This is a genomic window from Colwellia sp. Bg11-28 (assembly GCF_002836245.1).
GTDB classification, from domain to species: Bacteria; Pseudomonadota; Gammaproteobacteria; order Enterobacterales; family Alteromonadaceae; genus Colwellia; species Colwellia psychrerythraea_A.
In genome coordinates this window covers 282,698-298,581 of record NZ_PJBA01000008.1, presented here as the reverse complement: position 1 = coordinate 298,581, position 15,884 = coordinate 282,698, and the positions used below count along the sequence as shown (strand labels likewise).

Below are 15,884 nucleotides of genomic sequence, written 5' to 3'. Positions count from 1 at the left end.
TTAATTAGAGAAGCCCGATTCGAAAGAGTCGGGCTTTTTGCTGTCTGGTATTTGAACAATTTCTCAGATAGTGAAGTAAAAGCCCTTACGTCAGTGGTAGTGTGACTTAGGTTAGTTAAACCCATGTGAGAGTAGGATATTGCTAAACTTCTCTTTAAAGAAACCCGTCGCTTACGCTACGGGTTTTTTGCTTTCTGGCATTTAAAGACTCTCACAATCTATGTCTAAAACTGGAGCACTAGCTTTAAGTTAAATTCAGATGTTAATGTGATTATTGCAAGTTAGCAGTTTTTCTAATCGACATGATCTAAAATATACGTTAGGTTAGTGGTCATACCACTAATGGATCAGAGTACCTGTTATGCCTAGTAAAAATATTGAACAAAGAGTGAATCTCGAAATAAGTGACGGCATAGCCTATGTTAGCTTGAACAGGCCTGATAAATGTAATGCGTTAGATATATTAATGTTTCATGCGATCCGAAAAACCATTAAACGCTTGAAAGCAGACCGAAGTATCAGGACAGTAATTGTTACAGGTAATGGTGATGACTTCTGTTCTGGATTAGATGTTAAATCGGTAATGTCGTCAACAAAAGGACCGCTTGAATTACTCCTTAAATTGTTACCTTGGCGAGCTAACTTAGCTCAGTATGTTTCAACGGGTTGGAGAGAAATACCAGCGCCTGTAATCGTGGTCATCAAAGGTCGTTGTTGGGGAGGAGGATTGCAAATTGCCTTGGGTGGCGACTTTAGAATATCTACACCTGACGCCTCAATATCTATAATGGAATCTCGTTGGGGTTTGATACCCGATATGGGAGGAACGCTAGCATTAAAAGAGTTGTTAAGACTGGATAAAGCTAAAGAGCTTGCGATGACAGGAGAAGTTATTACAGGATTACAAGCGCTTGAATATGGCTTAGTTACCTATGTAGACGATGAACCTTTTGAGAGAGCGATAAAGCTAGCCGAAATAATATCTCAGCAGTCACCAGATTCAATAGCAGCAACTAAAAAGCTCTATAACAGAAGTTGGTGGAGCAAACCTGGACTTGCACTTCTTAGAGAATCTTATTATCAAATCAAAATTTTAATAGGTAAAAATAGAGCGATTAAAACTTACAATCAAATTAACCAAGATAAAAAAGCAAGAGAATTCATTAACAGAAAAAATTGGTAGTTATACCAAGTGCATTAATTTATTGACCACTTAGCGAGAATTAAAAGGCTTAGAGGCAAGGCATTGATTGAAGAAAATGGTTGTTCAGGACAATATGCTCCTGCATTCTCTAATAAGCTATATCCATGCAGCGTCCTTGTCAAAACCAATAACGCCGCATGTAAACCTTTTAAACTCGCCCTTCGGGAGCTCATTAGCAAACTGATAACATCACTAAATGAATGAAATATAGAATAACTATGTTTAAGTCATTTTGTTTGTTCTAAGCTCGCTAATATAGCTCTAAGTTGATCAATTAATTAGTTCAATTGGTATTATACCAAACGGATTAATTCCCGTTTATTGCTTAATAAATTAGTCCAATCGCTACTGCACTGCTGAACAATACTCTGAAAAGGATAATTTGCAGCTTAGCTATTATCCTTTTTTTGTCTACTGCATTAATATCAAAACCTAGTCTTGTAGTTATTAACTTCCATATGTTAATCACACCTTAGTAAACTCTCTCCTCACCATCAAATCCATTTATCACCTCTATAGTTAGTGTCCGTGTTATGTCATACGGACAGTCGCGGACACATCCAGCGTCCGTTCGGACACTCAGGGATATTTAATAGATATTTAACATAATAATTACAGTAACTTAAGCTGCTTTAATTTGTGGCATTGAATCTGCAATACTTGGTCATTGATAAATAATTAAGTAGAAGACTATGATTCAAGGAGCAAGCGGACAGGATGAGGTTATAGCAAACCCAAAAAAGGTAGCGTTGACGAAGATACTGCTGACCCTATCACTCATATGTGCTTTGTCATACGTTACTTTTCCAACGTTGTCTCAGTGGTATTCATCAATACCGACCATTGATCGTAAAAGCATCAATATTGAAACCGTGATCTTAGGTGATCTAATTCGAGATGTCGTTGTTTCTGGTAAAGCTGTGGCAGCAAATGCACCACAACTGTATAGCACTGAGATTGGCAAGATAACGTTATTAGCGAAACCGGGTGAGGCTGTGGCATTAAATCAAATAGTCGCTCGTTTAATGAGTCCTGAGTTAGATGCTTTAATTAAACAACAACAATCAACACTAGAGCAACTGAGCATCAATGCTAATCGTGGTGTATTAGCAGATAAAGAAGCACAACTTGATCTTGAAAGTAATATGAATGCAGCACAATCAAAGTTGAATGTAGCTAAGCGTGAATTTCAACGTTCAGAAATATCATACGGTAAACAAATCATCAGTGAGGTTGATTGGTTAAAAAGTCAAGATGCGGTCACTGATGCAAAACGATTATTTGAGCATGCTAAAAAAAGAGTATCGTTTTCGATAGAGCGATTACAATTTGAGAAACAGCATAGAGACTTTCTAGTACAAAAAGAAAAGCTTATCTTGGAAGAACTGTCACGTCGTCATGATGAATTAGCAATCAAAGCACCCGTCAAAGGTGTGGTAGGTAATTGGCTTGTTGCACAGAAAAATACCATTGCCGCTAATACCGCAATTATGACGATTGTCGACTTATCTGAATATGAAGCTGAGTTGAGTGTGCCAGAGTTTTATGCAGATGATTTAGGTATTGGTTTAGACGTTTCAATGAAAATATCAGGGGTTTCAGTACGCGGTGAAATCATTGCCATTTCGCCTGAGGTGAAAGGTAACCAAGTAACGGTAAGAGCTAAAATAAAGAATTCACAAAATATTCAATTAAGACAAAATCAACGTATCAATGCGCGTATAGAGTTTGAGAAAAAAGAAAATGTACTCATGGTTAAACGCGGTGCTTTTATGGGATCTTTAGGTGGTAAGTTTATCTTCAAACTTAGTGAAGATAATTATGCAGACAAGACAGCTATAACGACTGGAACGAGTAGCGTTGAATATATCGAAATCACATCGGGTATTGACGTTGGCCAGCAAGTCATTACCTCAGATTACGTAGATTTCAATAAAGCAGAACAAATTTACCTAGGCGGCTAAACATCATCGTGTAACTCAATAAGAGTTAACTGAATTAAAGAAGTGTTCATTTGATGAATCTTTTTTAAATAAAACGAAATATAAAAGGAACTACCATGCTAAATATGAACAACATTTCCAGAATTTATCAAAGTGATACTATTCAAACGCATGCTTTAAGAGACTTTTCATTGAATGTAAAAGCAGGAGAGTTTGTTGCGGTAACGGGTCCTTCAGGGTCAGGAAAATCAACTTTTCTGAATGTCGCAGGATTACTTGATAACTTTGACCGAGGCCAGTATGAGTTAGATGGTGTGAGTGTGCAGGGTTTAAAAGATGATGAGCTTTCGCGGTTAAGAAATGAAAAAATAGGTTTCATCTTTCAAAATTATAACCTCATACCAGATTATAGTATTTTTGATAATGTTGACATGCCACTACGTTATCGTGGTTTTAGCGCGAGTGAACGAAAGCGTAGAGTTGAACAAGCGTTAGAAAAAGTGGGCTTAGCGTCGAGGCTCAAATACCTTCCAAGTCAGTTATCAGGTGGACAACAACAGCGTGTTGCTATTGCTAGAGCGTTAGCAGGTGAACCGAAAATATTACTAGCCGATGAACCAACAGGTAACCTTGATTCATTAATGGCACGCCAAGTGATGGAAATATTGCACGATCTAAACAAAGGTGGCGCTACCATCATTATGGTTACCCATGATCCAGACCAAGCACGCGAAGTAAATCGCAATGTACAAGTGATTGATGGTCAACTTGCTGATTTCAAAATTTACGCACCGTTAGACCGAGCTACAGAAACCAAGGGTAAAACAATCTCTGCTGCGGTGAGTGCATCAGTAGCCGAGGAAATGGAAAATGCGTAGTGATAGTCTATTTGTTTATAACCTCACTTTGGCAATGCAAAGTTTTAAGCGCGCTCCTACTCTGTATTTTTTAATCATTCTGACCTTGTCTATTGGTGTTGGCGTATTGTGTGCAAACCTTGCTTTAGTTAACTCTATGGCAAGTGATCCCATACCAGAAAAAAGTGCTCATTTATTTCATATTAATATGAATACTTGGCCTGATGATCAACCACCTGATGAGCCTATGCATATATTGCGCTATAGAGATGCTATGGCGATCGCTGAATCAAATCTAACTAAAGGCAGCGCAATATTTTATGCCTCTGGCGTTTATGCTAGGGATGCAGAGTCCAACAGTATGAAACGGTTTGATTCAGATGTGAGAGCCACTACTCCAGGTTTCTTTGAACTCACTAATGCACCTTTTGCTTATGGAGCGGCATTTGAAAAAAGTAGAGGTATGGAAATAGTTATTGGTGATGAATTAAACCAAAAGATATTCGCGGGTAAAAACAGTGTGGGTAAAACACTCGAGCTTGATGGTGAATTACTTACGATTGTGGGTGTTTTGAAACCTTGGGTATTACGTCCCTTGTTTTACCATCCGACAGAGCGACGAGCCTTTAACTTAACCGATGATATATTTGCACCACTTGAAACCGCAATAGATTTAGGTTGGTCGATACATGCGCGCAGCTCATCTGCAGTTGATTATACTGGCATTGAAGAAACGCGTGATAAAGATGTTTATTACTTACAAGCGTGGGTTGAGTTGGAAAATGTGAATCAAAAACCAGCATTGCAAAGCTATTTAGATAACTATAGCCAACAACTTAAAGATGCTGGGGAGCATCCTTTAGTAATAAAAAATGAACTACATAATGTTAATGAGTGGCTAAAAGTGAATAAGGTTGTAGATCAAAAAGTATTGGCATTTACTTTAGCTTCAGTTTTGTTTTTGTCTGTCTGTATTTTCAATGCCAGTAGTTTATTACTTTCACGCTTTCATGCCGCAAAGTTTGAAGTGGGTTTACGACGTGCTATTGGTGCGAGTAACCGACATATGCTGGTGCAGGGTTTAACTGAGAGTGTGTTATTAGGCTTATTTACTGGTGCGGTAGCGTTAGTGTTGAGTTGGTTGTTTCTAAAGTTATCTGTGCAATTTTTACCACGCTTAGCAAATATCGCTGTTTTAGAGCCCAAGTTACTCGTACTAGGAATGTTGTTGGCATTAGTGACTTCAATTGCCAGTGCTCTGTACCCGCTATATCGCGCTAATCGTTACAGTATTTCTGCTGAACTTAAGTAATCAAACAAATAAGGAAAAATTATGAATATTAAAGCACTACTTAAGTCCTTATTATTAAGAAAATTTACTACGGGTTTATTAATCTTACAATTAGCGATAACGTTAGGTTTGCTGATAAATAGTGTTATTTTAGCCGTAGATACTAATAATAAATTGGCCCAAGATACGGGCCTAGATATAGACAATACCTTGATTGTTTCATTGCATCCGACATCGGGTGAATACCGTAACTTGGACTATTATCGATCAATTGTGAGTCAAGATTTACACCAATTAAATCAACTTTCAGGTGTTGAAAGTGTTTCACTCATGAATCAACTACCAATAAATACTAGAGGCATGTTAGGTAATGTATATGATCTAGATGACCCTGAAATTGTTCGTCGTGATATATATCTGCAAGATTCAAAGATTTTTCTAACGAATGAAGAGCTAAGCAGTACGCTAGCATTGGCATTACTTGAAGGGCGTTTTTTAACGAAAGATGATCAACTTGATTTTGGTAGTAATGAGAATGGCAATGTACTGATTACGGAGTCATTGAAAAAAGCGCTCTATGGTGAAGGTTCGGCATTAGGACAAGAAACCAATAATGGTCGCATTGTGGGCGTGGTAAAAGATATTATGCTTGACCCGACATTACCCATAGATAAGCAATACGGTGTTTTTGGGAATCGTGTAATGGAGTTTATCTTCACTGGTCGATATTACTTACTTAAGGTGATCCCAGGTCAAGTTGAGGCAGTGCGTAATAAAGTGAGTGACACCATTTTAGCAGTCCAAGCCGAGCGTGATATATACAGAATAATGACTATGGCAGAGCATATGAAACGCTTTTATAGTCACGATAAAGGTTTAGCCGAATTGTTTCTCTTACTATGTGGGCTAATGATATTTGTTACTGCTATTAGCAGTTATGCTTACTCACAATTTCATATATCACGTCAGAAAAAATACATTGGCATTAGACGAGCGTTAGGAGCACGTAAAAAAGATATTCTTTTATATGTACTCACGGAAAACTGGCTAGTATACAGTATTGGTTGTGCGTTAGGTTTGGTGATGGCTTTAGGATTTAATATATTATTAAGTCAGTATATTAGCTTGAGTAAACCAGATATTATGATGTTTTTACTAGCAAGTGCTGTCATTTTTATCGCAGGTACGATCGCAACTTTGATCCCCGCAATAAAGACTAGTAATATTCCACCCGTGATTGCAACTAGAACGGTATAGGTGGTTGTCATCTTCGAGTTTTCTTGTCGAAGATCTAGTTCTTGAACCTTGGATTCAGGAGAATGTGCATCCTGCATTCTCTAATAAGTAGCATCCATGCTACGTCCGACAATAAACTTCGGGAATGACGGCAAACTGTTTAGGTACTTGTTGGTCGTCATCTTCGAGGTTGTTAATATTGAAGAACCAGCTTTTGAGGTATGCACTCTCTAATAAGTAACATCCATGCCACGTCTGACAAGATACTTAGGAAATGATAATCAAAAAGCTTAGCTGGTAACCATCTTTAAAGGAACGAAATGCCACAAATATTAATCGTTGATGATAACCCCGATATACTCGAAGCCCTTGAGTTGTTATTAAGTTTGCATGGTTATGCTGTGCTGACGGCTGAAAATGAGAAACAAGCATTATTGGCTGTATCTCATCAACGTGTTGATTTAGTGATTCAAGATATGAATTTCGCGCAAGGTATCACCTCTGGAAAAGAAGGCAAGTCACTATTTACTGCTTTGAAAGCACTAAATAGTGATTTGCCTATCATCCTAATTACCGCGTGGACTCAATTAGAAACAGCCATATCTTTGGTGAAAAGTGGCGCAACGGACTACTTACAAAAGCCTTGGGATGATGTGAAACTGCTAGAGTTAGTGGAAAAATATAGTCTAAACTCCAATATAAACCAAAATAAGAACAATCAAAGCGAGAGCAGTCAAAAGCCCGCGGATGATTTCATTTATAAAAGCCAAGAAATGCAAACCTTGATATCTCAAGCTAGCAAAGTAGCGGGTGCAAACGTAAATGTATTAATTACTGGAGCTAACGGTGCAGGCAAAGAGAAGCTTGCCGATTATATTCATCAACAGTCACCGCGTTATAACAGTGCTTTTATTAAAGTAAATATGGGGGCTTTACCTCATGACTTAATGGAAGCAGAACTTTTTGGTGCGGAAAAAGGAGCATTTACGGGAGCCAATCAAGCGAGGATTGGTCGTTTTGAAGCCGCGGATGGCGGCACATTATTTTTAGATGAAATCGCTAATTTGACCTTAGCAGGTCAAATGAAATTACTCAGAGTATTGCAAACCGGTGAATTTGAACGCTTAGGCGCTAACGCAACATTGAAAGTCGATGTGAGAGTACTTAGTGCCACTAATGCCGATTTACGTTTAGCTGTTCAGCAAGGTACTTTTCGGGAAGACTTATATTATCGGTTAAATGTTATAGAGTTAAACTTACCTGATTTAGCGCACAGAAAAGCTGACATTGTTCCGCTAGCACAATATTTTATCGGCAATGATTGTTCATTGAGTGATGAAGCAGCACAAACGTTAACGGATTATATTTGGCCGGGTAATGTTCGTGAATTAGAGAATGCCTGTAAGCGCGCGTTAGTTTTTGCTAATAGTAACATCTTAGCACCAAGTGACTTTCAATTGGCTTCGAGTCAAATAGAACCCGCGTTAGATGAAAAGGAAAATATTGAGCAAGTACTGATTAAGCATAACGGCGTGATCAAACATACTGCACTCGAGTTAGGGTTAAGTCGACAAGCTTTATACCGCCGTATAGAAAAATATCAAATAGATGTAGAGTCATTATGTTAGTTGAATCCATATGTTAATCGTACAACTCATTCTCATCAATATTGCTTTTATCGTTAGCTTCTCTCTTTTATTGCCTAGCTCACCTTGGTTATTTTCTATAAGTACAATACTGTTGATTGCTTTAGCCGTTATGCGTTATCAGCATTACCATCGACAAACTCATCAGATCCTACAGACGTTATTACATGGTCTACGTAACTTACAAGATGGTGACTTCTCTATTACCTTAGCGGATAAAAAGACCAATAAAAGTCAAAGCCAATCTGAAGTGTTAGCTCTCTTTAATCAAGTGACTGATAAGCTAAGACAAGAGAAACAATCGCTTTATCAAAGGGAGCTCTTGTTAGATAAGGTCGTTAATGCTTCGGATGTAGTCACCGTTTTAGTGAATCACAGAGATACCATTATTTTTGCTAATAGAGCCGCAGAATACTTTTTTAATCAAAAGAGCATGTTGGGCATGTCTTGGGCTACGCTACTCGATGAGAAGTTACCCGAGCTAATTCCACACAATGATAAAGATAATGCCATCATTCAATTACTGTTAGCTGAAACTAATGAAGAGCATAGCTGGCACTTGTCTCGTCATCATTTGAAATTACATGGAAGTCGTCATCAGTTAACGTTACTCAAACCGATAACTAAAGCTATGCATCAACAAGAGTTACAAACATGGAAAAAGGTAATACGGGTTATTAATCATGAGTTAAATAATTCTATCGCACCTATTAGCTCTATGTGTCATAGCGGTAATATACTGGCAGAACGTTTAAATGAACCACAGCTCATCCGAGTGTTCGCTACTATCTCTAAGCGGATAAATAAATTAGCAGAATTCATTCAAAGTTATAGTCAGTTGGCACGGCTTTCTCAACCGAAAAAGCAGTCGTTTGATTTAATAAAAACCTTGAAACAATTACAAGAATTGTATCAGTTTACCTTAAGTTGTCAGAATAATAGTTTGATGTTTACCGGTGATGAGAGCCAAATTGAACAGCTCTTAATAAACTTACTGAAAAATGCGCAACAAGCATGTCCAGACAAAGGTAATGCTGAAAAACGTTGTGTTGTTAGTGTAAGTAGTCAGCAGGGTAAGTTAGTTATTACCGTAAGAGATTTTGGAACCGGTATGCCAGTAGAGGTATTACAAAAAGCATTTTTACCTTACTATTCAACAAAAGCAGATGGTAGCGGTATTGGCTTGAGTATTTGCCGGGAAATTAGTGATGGTCATCAAGGTCAAATCACCTTAAATAACCATCCTAAAGGCGGCTTACAAGTAGACGTGCATTTACCATTAAGCTAAATATTAGTGAATAAAATAGTCAATTGATGTAGATGTTACCTATAAAAGGTTCACTTTAAAAATCATCAAAACTGTTTATCTATTCTTACATTACCATTGGCAAGGTAAACCATTCTCACCGCATCTTGGTGATGAAAGACCATTTGTGAATCATAATCTTGAATCACCATATATTGCTGGCATTGTTGTTCAGCGCAGTCAACTTCTATCATTAACTCGACAAGCTGAATAACGACTGTTTTATCTTGGCTACGATTATTGGCAATTTTACCGCCAATAACAGCACCTAATACAGTGGCTATATCTCGGCCGCTACCACCACCAAATTGATTGCCAATGACGCCACCTATAAGTGCGCCACCAAAGGTTTTCCAACCGCTATTTTTATCTTGAATTAATTCTTCTTGGCTAACGTTTCTGGCAGAAATTACTGTGCCAAAGAGTACCTGTTCAACAGGTACTGCTTTGTTTCTGTCATAGTCTGCATCAGCTAAATTACTAAAGAAGAATGTGAATAGGGTTAAACTTGTTAATAATAACGATTTCATACGTCCCCCTCACTAGCTACCAGCTAACAAATTCTTTGCCTTTGGTTTTACGGATTTCAGTTTCATCAGCCCATTCGACTAAGCCACTTTCTAAATCCATTAAACGAAGGGTAAATTTGTAATAAACATCTGACTGATCTTTATTAGATTTAACTATGCTAGCTAAGTTGCCATACAGCATATATTGCGCACCAACTTGCTTACCAAATTGCATCGCTTTGTTTGGATCAACCATACCACTGCTTTGTTGGTAATCAAGCTGTTTACGTGCAGCTGCTACTCGGCCCATATCAACAAATCTAAATTTACCAGAACGAAGTAATTTGGTTGAAATAGAGTCAGTAATTGATTCGGTATCAATGTGTTCACTGGTCTTATTTTTAATACTTTCAACGAACATAATAGGGCGAGTGTTTGCTGTTAGTGTACCTACGACAGGAGATACTAGTAATGAGTCAGTCATATCACCAGCTACTTTTTGTAGGTCAGTAGAGCCAAAACTAATATCCGTTGTTTCAACTTCAGTCGCATCACCATAACGTACTACAGATTTATTGGTACAACCGGCAACAAGAGTTAGTGTTAGTGCGACACTGGTAATCATAATAAGTTTTTTCATTTGGTTTTCCTCTAACTAATTTGAATAAGTAAATATGCTATTTTTTGGGTTGAGTATTATCGTTTCAATACTAAAATTTAAAGAATTTTTCCGGTACTTCTCGTACATAGAGGCTAAACGATGCAACTTGATTCGTTGGTGCTAATCCAGGTACTGTTTCGGTTTGCATACCATGCAAATCAAGTGGTTTCCAAGGGGCTTTACCGGCTTCAATCACAAAGCCATCTTTATCAAACCAAGTAAATTGATATTGCAGTTTGAGTGTTTTTTCATAGGTACTCGTGAGTGATAAATTAATTTCAAGCAAATCATTATTTGTTCGAGATCTGATATCACTTATATGAAGCTTCCTGCCTAACTCTGGGTTATGCACCTGTAAATGCTTACTGAATTTTTGCCCTGGGGCTATTTGATCACTGCCCATACCGGAGGTAACCGGCGGAACATTTTTACAACCACTGATCAGTAACGTTGCCGTCAACGCTGCGATTAACAGTGCGGAACGTCTTGTTGTAGTCGATGTCATCATTTTAACTTTTTTCATTGTTTAGTACTCCATGTTTAACAGGGCGCTATGCTTAACTAATATTTTAGGTGATATTTCACTGTGTACTTTAATTTAAAGATTGATACTTTGATAATTAGTATAACTTCCGATTGAGGTTAATTTTACTAAGGTTTGTCTGTCTTCGTTAATTTCAACCGTGATAGTGCGACTGTTGCCGTTAATGTTCAATTCTACTTCTTGTTGGCCAGGCGCCAAGTCTAATCGAAGTATATGAATACTATCGGGTAGTGTACTCCAACTGCGAGTATCTGCTTTTTCAGACGCTATATTGTAAAGTCCGGCTAAAATGTTACCGACATCACCACCTTTGCGGCTCATTTGTTGTCTCAGTTCTTCTTTAGCAACAAGACGCACAACTTGTCTGGTGACAATCGCTGGCATCTCATCTTGTAATTGCTTAGCGGCAAGAGATTGTAAGCGGACAATCTCTTGAGACTGATAGGTATTGCCTTGATAATTTAATGAGAGTCCAGAGTATTGGCGTAAGCGATTTTGGTAACTAGGTAAAGCTAAACTGTAAAAGCGCATATCGTTGTGGCTAGTGAAAATGGGTAGGTGGATGGATACTTCCTGTTTACTCGGGATGATGCCTTGTTCAACAAGCACAACAAGTTGGCCACCTTTAGTTAAAGCTTGTTGACCATTAATATTTTGGCGTGTGCTTTGGGTAATATCGCTAGAAAAACGGTTACCGAATAATTGAATGTCATTAGTCATGCCAAGCTTAGTAGCCAAGCGCCAGACATCTTTTTGCACGGTTACGTTGTGAGGGTAAATTTCTAATGCTTTTTTATAGTCTATATAAGCATCATTGGCTTGTCCTGCGGCTTCGTAAAGTACGCCAGATAAGTAAAAGGTATAGGCATTTTGAAAACCATTTTTTACCTTGCCAATGGCGGTACTCATTGATGGATATTTACTTGCTAAGCTTTCAGAACTCACGCCTTTTTTTGACATTTCTTCTTGGCTATCAAAAAGTGCTTGTTGATTGGCTTGTAAGGCTTTTTGCTGAACTAAATTCGCGCGTCGTATTTCAACTAAAGCACCAGAGAGATCATTTTGGTTTAAGTAATTAAGTGCTTGGTAACAATGCAGCATACTTTGTTCATAGTAGTGAATGTCGTATCGAGTTGCGTTGTCGTTACTAACAACTGCTTGAATGTTTTCTATACCACGGCTTAGTTGAATTTTAGCTGCTTGTTCCGCTTGCTGAACCTGTCGATATACTAGGGCAAAGTCTTGCTGACTTTGTGTGTGATTATTGGCGAGAAACTCTAAACGGGCTTTTTCTAATAAACTTAAACCATAACTGCCATTGCTTTCACTGCGCTCTGGTAACAATGATACTGCTTGTTCGAAGTTACCTTGCTGTTGAGCATTTTTTGCCCCTTGCATCTGTTTATTATAGTTACTAAATAAATCACTAAATGAAGTGCCAGCACAAGCACTTAGTGCTAATGAAAGTAGTAGGATTATCGAGATTTTGGAAGGAATATTCAGCATATTAGTAGCTTATCTTGTTAACAGTATATAGCAAGAAGATAGCTGTATAAAAAGTGTAAGTTTATGCAACATTATGAAACACATGAAGAGTGATCTAGAATAAATGGGTATGAATTAAAACACTGTACCCTTAGGTTAAATATGCATTAAATAAGGATGAATGATGATAGATAAAAGAGTATGGCTCTTTATGACGATGAGTCTGTTTATAGGTACAAGCCAAGTACAAGCTAAAGATGTCATTGTTGAAATATATAAAAAACAGTTTATTCCCAGCGAAGTAACCATTGAAGCTGGCGATAGAGTGATTTGGAAAAACATTGAAAAACGTCAATACCACAATGTTTGGTTTAAAGGCTCTGGTGAAGAAGAGCCAGATTACTTTTTTCCTGATGAAAGCTATCAGCGACAATTTGATCAGTTAGGTACATTTGCCTATGAATGTGGCCCTCATCCTAAGATGAAAGGTAAGGTTATCGTTAAAAAATCTCAGCAATAACCTTAAAAATGTTGTTGATATAAAGCGGCCTATTTAGCAGCTATAACCTTAATTTAACTGAGGTTATAGCCTTTTTTTATGATGAAATAAGGTGATAAAAAAGCAAATTTTTTGATATAGCGCAAAATTACTCCTAATTATGTAACTATTTATTACAACCCCTCGAAAACTTGATTTCCATCAAGTTGCTTACTAAGCTTCCTCGCTATCATCTACTTGCTTTATAAAACTTACGCATGAACTATTTCATTAAGGAAACACCATGTCAGAGAGCTTTACTAAAGGCATGGCAAGGAATATTTATTACGGTGGAAGTATATTCTTCTTCTTAATATTCTTAGCTTTGACTTTTCACACAGTAAAAGAGATGCCCAAACGGGATAATCGAGAAAATATTACCGAAGCGGTTGAACGCGGTAAACACTTATGGGAAAAAAACAACTGTATTGGTTGTCATACACTTATTGGTGAAGGCGCATATTTTGCTCCAGAACTAATGAACGTATATGACCGTCGCGGCGGTGGTAATGAAGTAGCTTTTAAAGCTTTCTTAAATGGTTGGATGAATGCTCAGCCATTAAACATTCCAGGTCGTCGTCAAATGCCTAACTTCCACTTAAATGACCAAGAAATTGATGATTTAGCTGAGTTCCTTATATGGACATCAAAGCTAGACGCCAATAACTGGCCACCAAACATTGAGGGGTAGGGCGTGAATACTTTAAAATATCAATCACAAGCCGTAGCAAAACCTTATTTTATTTTTGCTATGATCTTGTTTGTAGGCCAAATATTATTCGGTCTGATCATGGGTTTGCAATATGTAGTTGGCGACTTTTTAGGTGGAATAATTCCATTTAACGTAGCTCGTATGGTGCATACCAACCTATTGATTGTTTGGTTACTCTTTGGTTTTATGGGGGCTGCTTATTATCTGGTGCCCGAAGAATCAGAAACTGAGTTATACAGTCCTAAATTAGCAATTATTTTATTTTGGGTATTTGCTGCAGCAGGTGTATTAACTATCTTAGGTTACTTATTAGTACCTTATTCAACGCTAGCTGATATTACGCTTAACCACTTATGGCCAACTATGGGTCGTGAATTCCTAGAACAACCAACGATTACTAAACTTGGTATTGTTATTGTTTGTTTAGGTTTCTTATTTAACTTAGGTATGACTATCTTAAAAGGTCGTAAAACTGCCATTAACATGGTGATGATGACTGGTTTAATAGGTTTAGCAGTATTCTTCTTATTCGCTTTCTATAACCCAACTAACTTAGCATTAGATAAATACTTCTGGTGGTTTGTGGTTCATTTATGGGTAGAAGGTGTTTGGGAATTAATCATGGGCGCAATCTTGGCTTATGTATTAATCAAAGTGACTGGTGTTGACCGTGAAGTAATTGAAAAATGGTTATACGTAATCATTGCGATGGCACTTATCTCAGGTATCTTAGGTACTGGTCATCACTTCTACTGGTTAATGACACCTGAATATTGGCAGTGGGTTGGTTCTATCTTCTCAGCTCTTGAACCACTACCTTTCTTCGCTATGGTACTATATGCATTTAATATGGTTAACCGTCGTCGTCGTGAACATCCTAACAAAGCTGCTACATTATGGGCATTAGGTACTGCGGTAATGGCATTCTTAGGTGCTGGTGTATGGGGTTTCTTACATACATTATCATTTGTAAACTACTACACGCATGGTTCGCAAATTACTGCAGCTCACGGTCACATGGCTTTCTACGGCGCATATGCAATGATTGTTATGACAATTATCTCTTATGCTATGCCTAAGTTACGTGGTATTGGTGAAGCTAACTGTAACAAAGCGCAAGTAGTTGAAATGTGGGGCTTCTGGTTAATGACAGTGGCTATGGTATTTATCACCTTGTTCTTAACAGGTGCTGGTATCTTACAAGTATGGTTACAACGTTTACCTGAGTCTGGTGAAGCTTTAAGCTTTATGGCAACTCAAGATAAACTTGCTATCTTCTACTGGTTACGTGAAATTTCTGGTGTTATCTTCCTTCTAGGTTTGATTTCTTACATCACTAGTTTCTTCATTACAGAAAAAAAAGCTCAAGCATAATGTAAATATGTCTTGTTGACTGACAAAAAGCCGTGACACTGTCGCGGCTTTTTTTTGCATTTATATTAGGGTCTGTTGATCTTTCGAGATTGTTTTTGCAGCGATTTATTGGGTATTTATACAAGGTAGAGCCTTTGTAATGTGGTTGTTCCACATAAAAAGGCGATAACGCCGTAAAAATGACCAACAAACGCTGTCCGAAGGATTCGGCTAAAAGCGTCTTACTCTTTGTTGAGTAGTCTTTGCTTAGAATGACTAGGCTACACACTACTCGCCGCGATTAAAACGCTTTTATCTCGAACAAAGTTTAACCGCGAAAGATCAACAGACCCTATACCAATCCCATTAAATTATTGCCCACTTGTGCTGGTTAAAATACTCCAAGGCGGCGTTGCTCTCAATCCCAATAGCCAGCTATTGCTCAATCGAGCGCCTTGCCCTGATTTATTTTTCCTATGCACAACAAGATCACAAACTTAATGGAATTGGTATTATTCATCCTATTTTATCTTCACTTTACCGAAAATCGTTTTATCCTATCTTTAGTAGCTGTTACTTTGCGTCACCCTATAATTAAC

General features: G+C 37.8%; 14 protein-coding genes and 1 pseudogene. 10 read left to right on the top strand and 5 right to left on the bottom strand.

The annotated features are described in order from the left end of the window. The first annotated feature begins 361 nt into the window (after positions 1-361). From CXF79_RS17385 to CXF79_RS17355, 7 genes are all read left to right on the top strand, one after another. On the top strand, positions 362-1,183 hold the full coding sequence (locus CXF79_RS17385) for a crotonase/enoyl-CoA hydratase family protein (RefSeq protein WP_101156807.1): 822 nt from the start codon (positions 362-364) through the stop codon (positions 1,181-1,183). Between the two features lie 713 nt (positions 1,184-1,896). Then, positions 1,897-3,168: an efflux RND transporter periplasmic adaptor subunit gene (locus tag CXF79_RS17380; RefSeq protein WP_101156805.1), complete on the top strand. Its 1,272-nt coding sequence runs from the start codon at positions 1,897-1,899 to the stop codon at positions 3,166-3,168. 95 nt (positions 3,169-3,263) lie between these two features. Then, positions 3,264-4,025 carry an ABC transporter ATP-binding protein gene (locus tag CXF79_RS17375; RefSeq protein WP_101156802.1) on the top strand — a complete coding sequence of 254 codons (762 nt, stop codon included), beginning with the start codon at positions 3,264-3,266 and terminating at the stop codon, positions 4,023-4,025. Then, positions 4,018-5,316 carry an ABC transporter permease gene (locus tag CXF79_RS17370; RefSeq protein WP_101156800.1) on the top strand — a complete coding sequence of 433 codons (1,299 nt, stop codon included), beginning with the start codon at positions 4,018-4,020 and terminating at the stop codon, positions 5,314-5,316. The genes CXF79_RS17375 and CXF79_RS17370 overlap by 8 nt, the downstream gene beginning before the upstream one ends. A 21-nt stretch (positions 5,317-5,337) precedes the next feature. Then, on the top strand, positions 5,338-6,552 hold the full coding sequence (locus CXF79_RS17365) for an ABC transporter permease (RefSeq protein ID WP_101156798.1): 1,215 nt from the start codon (positions 5,338-5,340) through the stop codon (positions 6,550-6,552). A 299-nt stretch (positions 6,553-6,851) separates the two neighbouring features. Then, positions 6,852-8,159, top strand: a complete 1,308-nt coding sequence (locus CXF79_RS17360) for a sigma-54-dependent transcriptional regulator (RefSeq protein WP_101156796.1) — start codon at positions 6,852-6,854, stop codon at positions 8,157-8,159. A 10-nt stretch (positions 8,160-8,169) separates the two neighbouring features. Next, positions 8,170-9,465, top strand: coding sequence for a sensor histidine kinase (locus CXF79_RS17355; RefSeq protein ID WP_101156794.1), 1,296 nt, complete (start codon positions 8,170-8,172; stop codon positions 9,463-9,465). A gap of 65 nt (positions 9,466-9,530) precedes the next feature. Here CXF79_RS17355 and CXF79_RS17350 read toward each other — a convergent pair whose 3' ends face one another. The 4 genes from CXF79_RS17350 to CXF79_RS17335 all read right to left on the bottom strand — a co-directional run bounded on the left by CXF79_RS17350 (position 9,531) and on the right by CXF79_RS17335 (position 12,703). Beyond that, positions 9,531-10,013, bottom strand: coding sequence for a glycine zipper 2TM domain-containing protein (locus CXF79_RS17350; protein ID WP_101156792.1), 483 nt, complete (start codon positions 10,011-10,013; stop codon positions 9,531-9,533). 16 nt (positions 10,014-10,029) lie between these two features. Further along, the gene (gene lpoB, locus CXF79_RS17345) at positions 10,030-10,632 is read right to left on the bottom strand and encodes a penicillin-binding protein activator LpoB (protein ID WP_011041446.1); all 603 of its coding nucleotides are present in this window, start codon (positions 10,630-10,632) and stop codon (positions 10,030-10,032) included. Positions 10,633-10,702: 70 nt separating this feature from the next. Continuing rightward, on the bottom strand, positions 10,703-11,176 hold the full coding sequence (locus CXF79_RS17340) for a YcfL family protein (RefSeq protein WP_101156790.1): 474 nt from the start codon (positions 11,174-11,176) through the stop codon (positions 10,703-10,705). A 75-nt stretch (positions 11,177-11,251) separates the two neighbouring features. Continuing rightward, a complete protein-coding gene (locus CXF79_RS17335) occupies positions 11,252-12,703 on the bottom strand; it encodes a COG3014 family protein (protein ID WP_101156788.1) in 1,452 nt (483 codons plus the stop codon). 163 nt (positions 12,704-12,866) lie between these two features. Between CXF79_RS17335 and CXF79_RS17330 the strand changes: the two genes are divergently transcribed. The 3 genes from CXF79_RS17330 to CXF79_RS17320 all read left to right on the top strand — a co-directional run bounded on the left by CXF79_RS17330 (position 12,867) and on the right by CXF79_RS17320 (position 15,306). Continuing rightward, on the top strand, positions 12,867-13,202 hold the full coding sequence (locus tag CXF79_RS17330) for a cupredoxin domain-containing protein (RefSeq protein WP_011041449.1): 336 nt from the start codon (positions 12,867-12,869) through the stop codon (positions 13,200-13,202). A 262-nt stretch (positions 13,203-13,464) separates the two neighbouring features. After that, positions 13,465-13,911, top strand: coding sequence for a c-type cytochrome (locus CXF79_RS17325; protein ID WP_011041450.1), 447 nt, complete (start codon positions 13,465-13,467; stop codon positions 13,909-13,911). Positions 13,912-13,914: 3 nt separating this feature from the next. Continuing rightward, positions 13,915-15,306, top strand: a complete 1,392-nt coding sequence (locus CXF79_RS17320; RefSeq protein WP_101156786.1) for a cbb3-type cytochrome c oxidase subunit I — start codon at positions 13,915-13,917, stop codon at positions 15,304-15,306. Between the two features lie 64 nt (positions 15,307-15,370). Here CXF79_RS17320 and CXF79_RS23735 read toward each other — a convergent pair. Beyond that, positions 15,371-15,574, bottom strand: a pseudogene (locus tag CXF79_RS23735) (hypothetical protein); the annotation flags it as partial. Positions 15,575-15,884 lie beyond the last annotated feature (310 nt).

What these genes read in the sequence shown, in the direction of transcription:
- CXF79_RS17385 (WP_101156807.1), top strand. Translation starts at nt 362, where the DNA reads ATGCCTAGTAAAAATATTGAACAAAGAGTGAATCTCGAAATAAGTGAC.
- CXF79_RS17380 (WP_101156805.1), top strand. Translation starts at nt 1,897, where the DNA reads ATGATTCAAGGAGCAAGCGGACAGGATGAGGTTATAGCAAACCCAAAA.
- CXF79_RS17375 (WP_101156802.1), top strand. Translation starts at nt 3,264, where the DNA reads ATGCTAAATATGAACAACATTTCCAGAATTTATCAAAGTGATACTATT.
- CXF79_RS17370 (WP_101156800.1), top strand. Translation starts at nt 4,018, where the DNA reads ATGCGTAGTGATAGTCTATTTGTTTATAACCTCACTTTGGCAATGCAA.
- CXF79_RS17365 (WP_101156798.1), top strand. Translation starts at nt 5,338, where the DNA reads ATGAATATTAAAGCACTACTTAAGTCCTTATTATTAAGAAAATTTACT.
- CXF79_RS17360 (WP_101156796.1), top strand. Translation starts at nt 6,852, where the DNA reads ATGCCACAAATATTAATCGTTGATGATAACCCCGATATACTCGAAGCC.
- CXF79_RS17355 (WP_101156794.1), top strand. Translation starts at nt 8,170, where the DNA reads ATGTTAATCGTACAACTCATTCTCATCAATATTGCTTTTATCGTTAGC.
- CXF79_RS17350 (WP_101156792.1), bottom strand. Translation starts at nt 10,013, where the DNA reads ATGAAATCGTTATTATTAACAAGTTTAACCCTATTCACATTCTTCTTT.
- lpoB (WP_011041446.1), bottom strand. Translation starts at nt 10,632, where the DNA reads ATGAAAAAACTTATTATGATTACCAGTGTCGCACTAACACTAACTCTT.
- CXF79_RS17340 (WP_101156790.1), bottom strand. Translation starts at nt 11,176, where the DNA reads ATGAAAAAAGTTAAAATGATGACATCGACTACAACAAGACGTTCCGCA.
- CXF79_RS17335 (WP_101156788.1), bottom strand. Translation starts at nt 12,703, where the DNA reads ATGCTGAATATTCCTTCCAAAATCTCGATAATCCTACTACTTTCATTA.
- CXF79_RS17330 (WP_011041449.1), top strand. Translation starts at nt 12,867, where the DNA reads ATGATAGATAAAAGAGTATGGCTCTTTATGACGATGAGTCTGTTTATA.
- CXF79_RS17325 (WP_011041450.1), top strand. Translation starts at nt 13,465, where the DNA reads ATGTCAGAGAGCTTTACTAAAGGCATGGCAAGGAATATTTATTACGGT.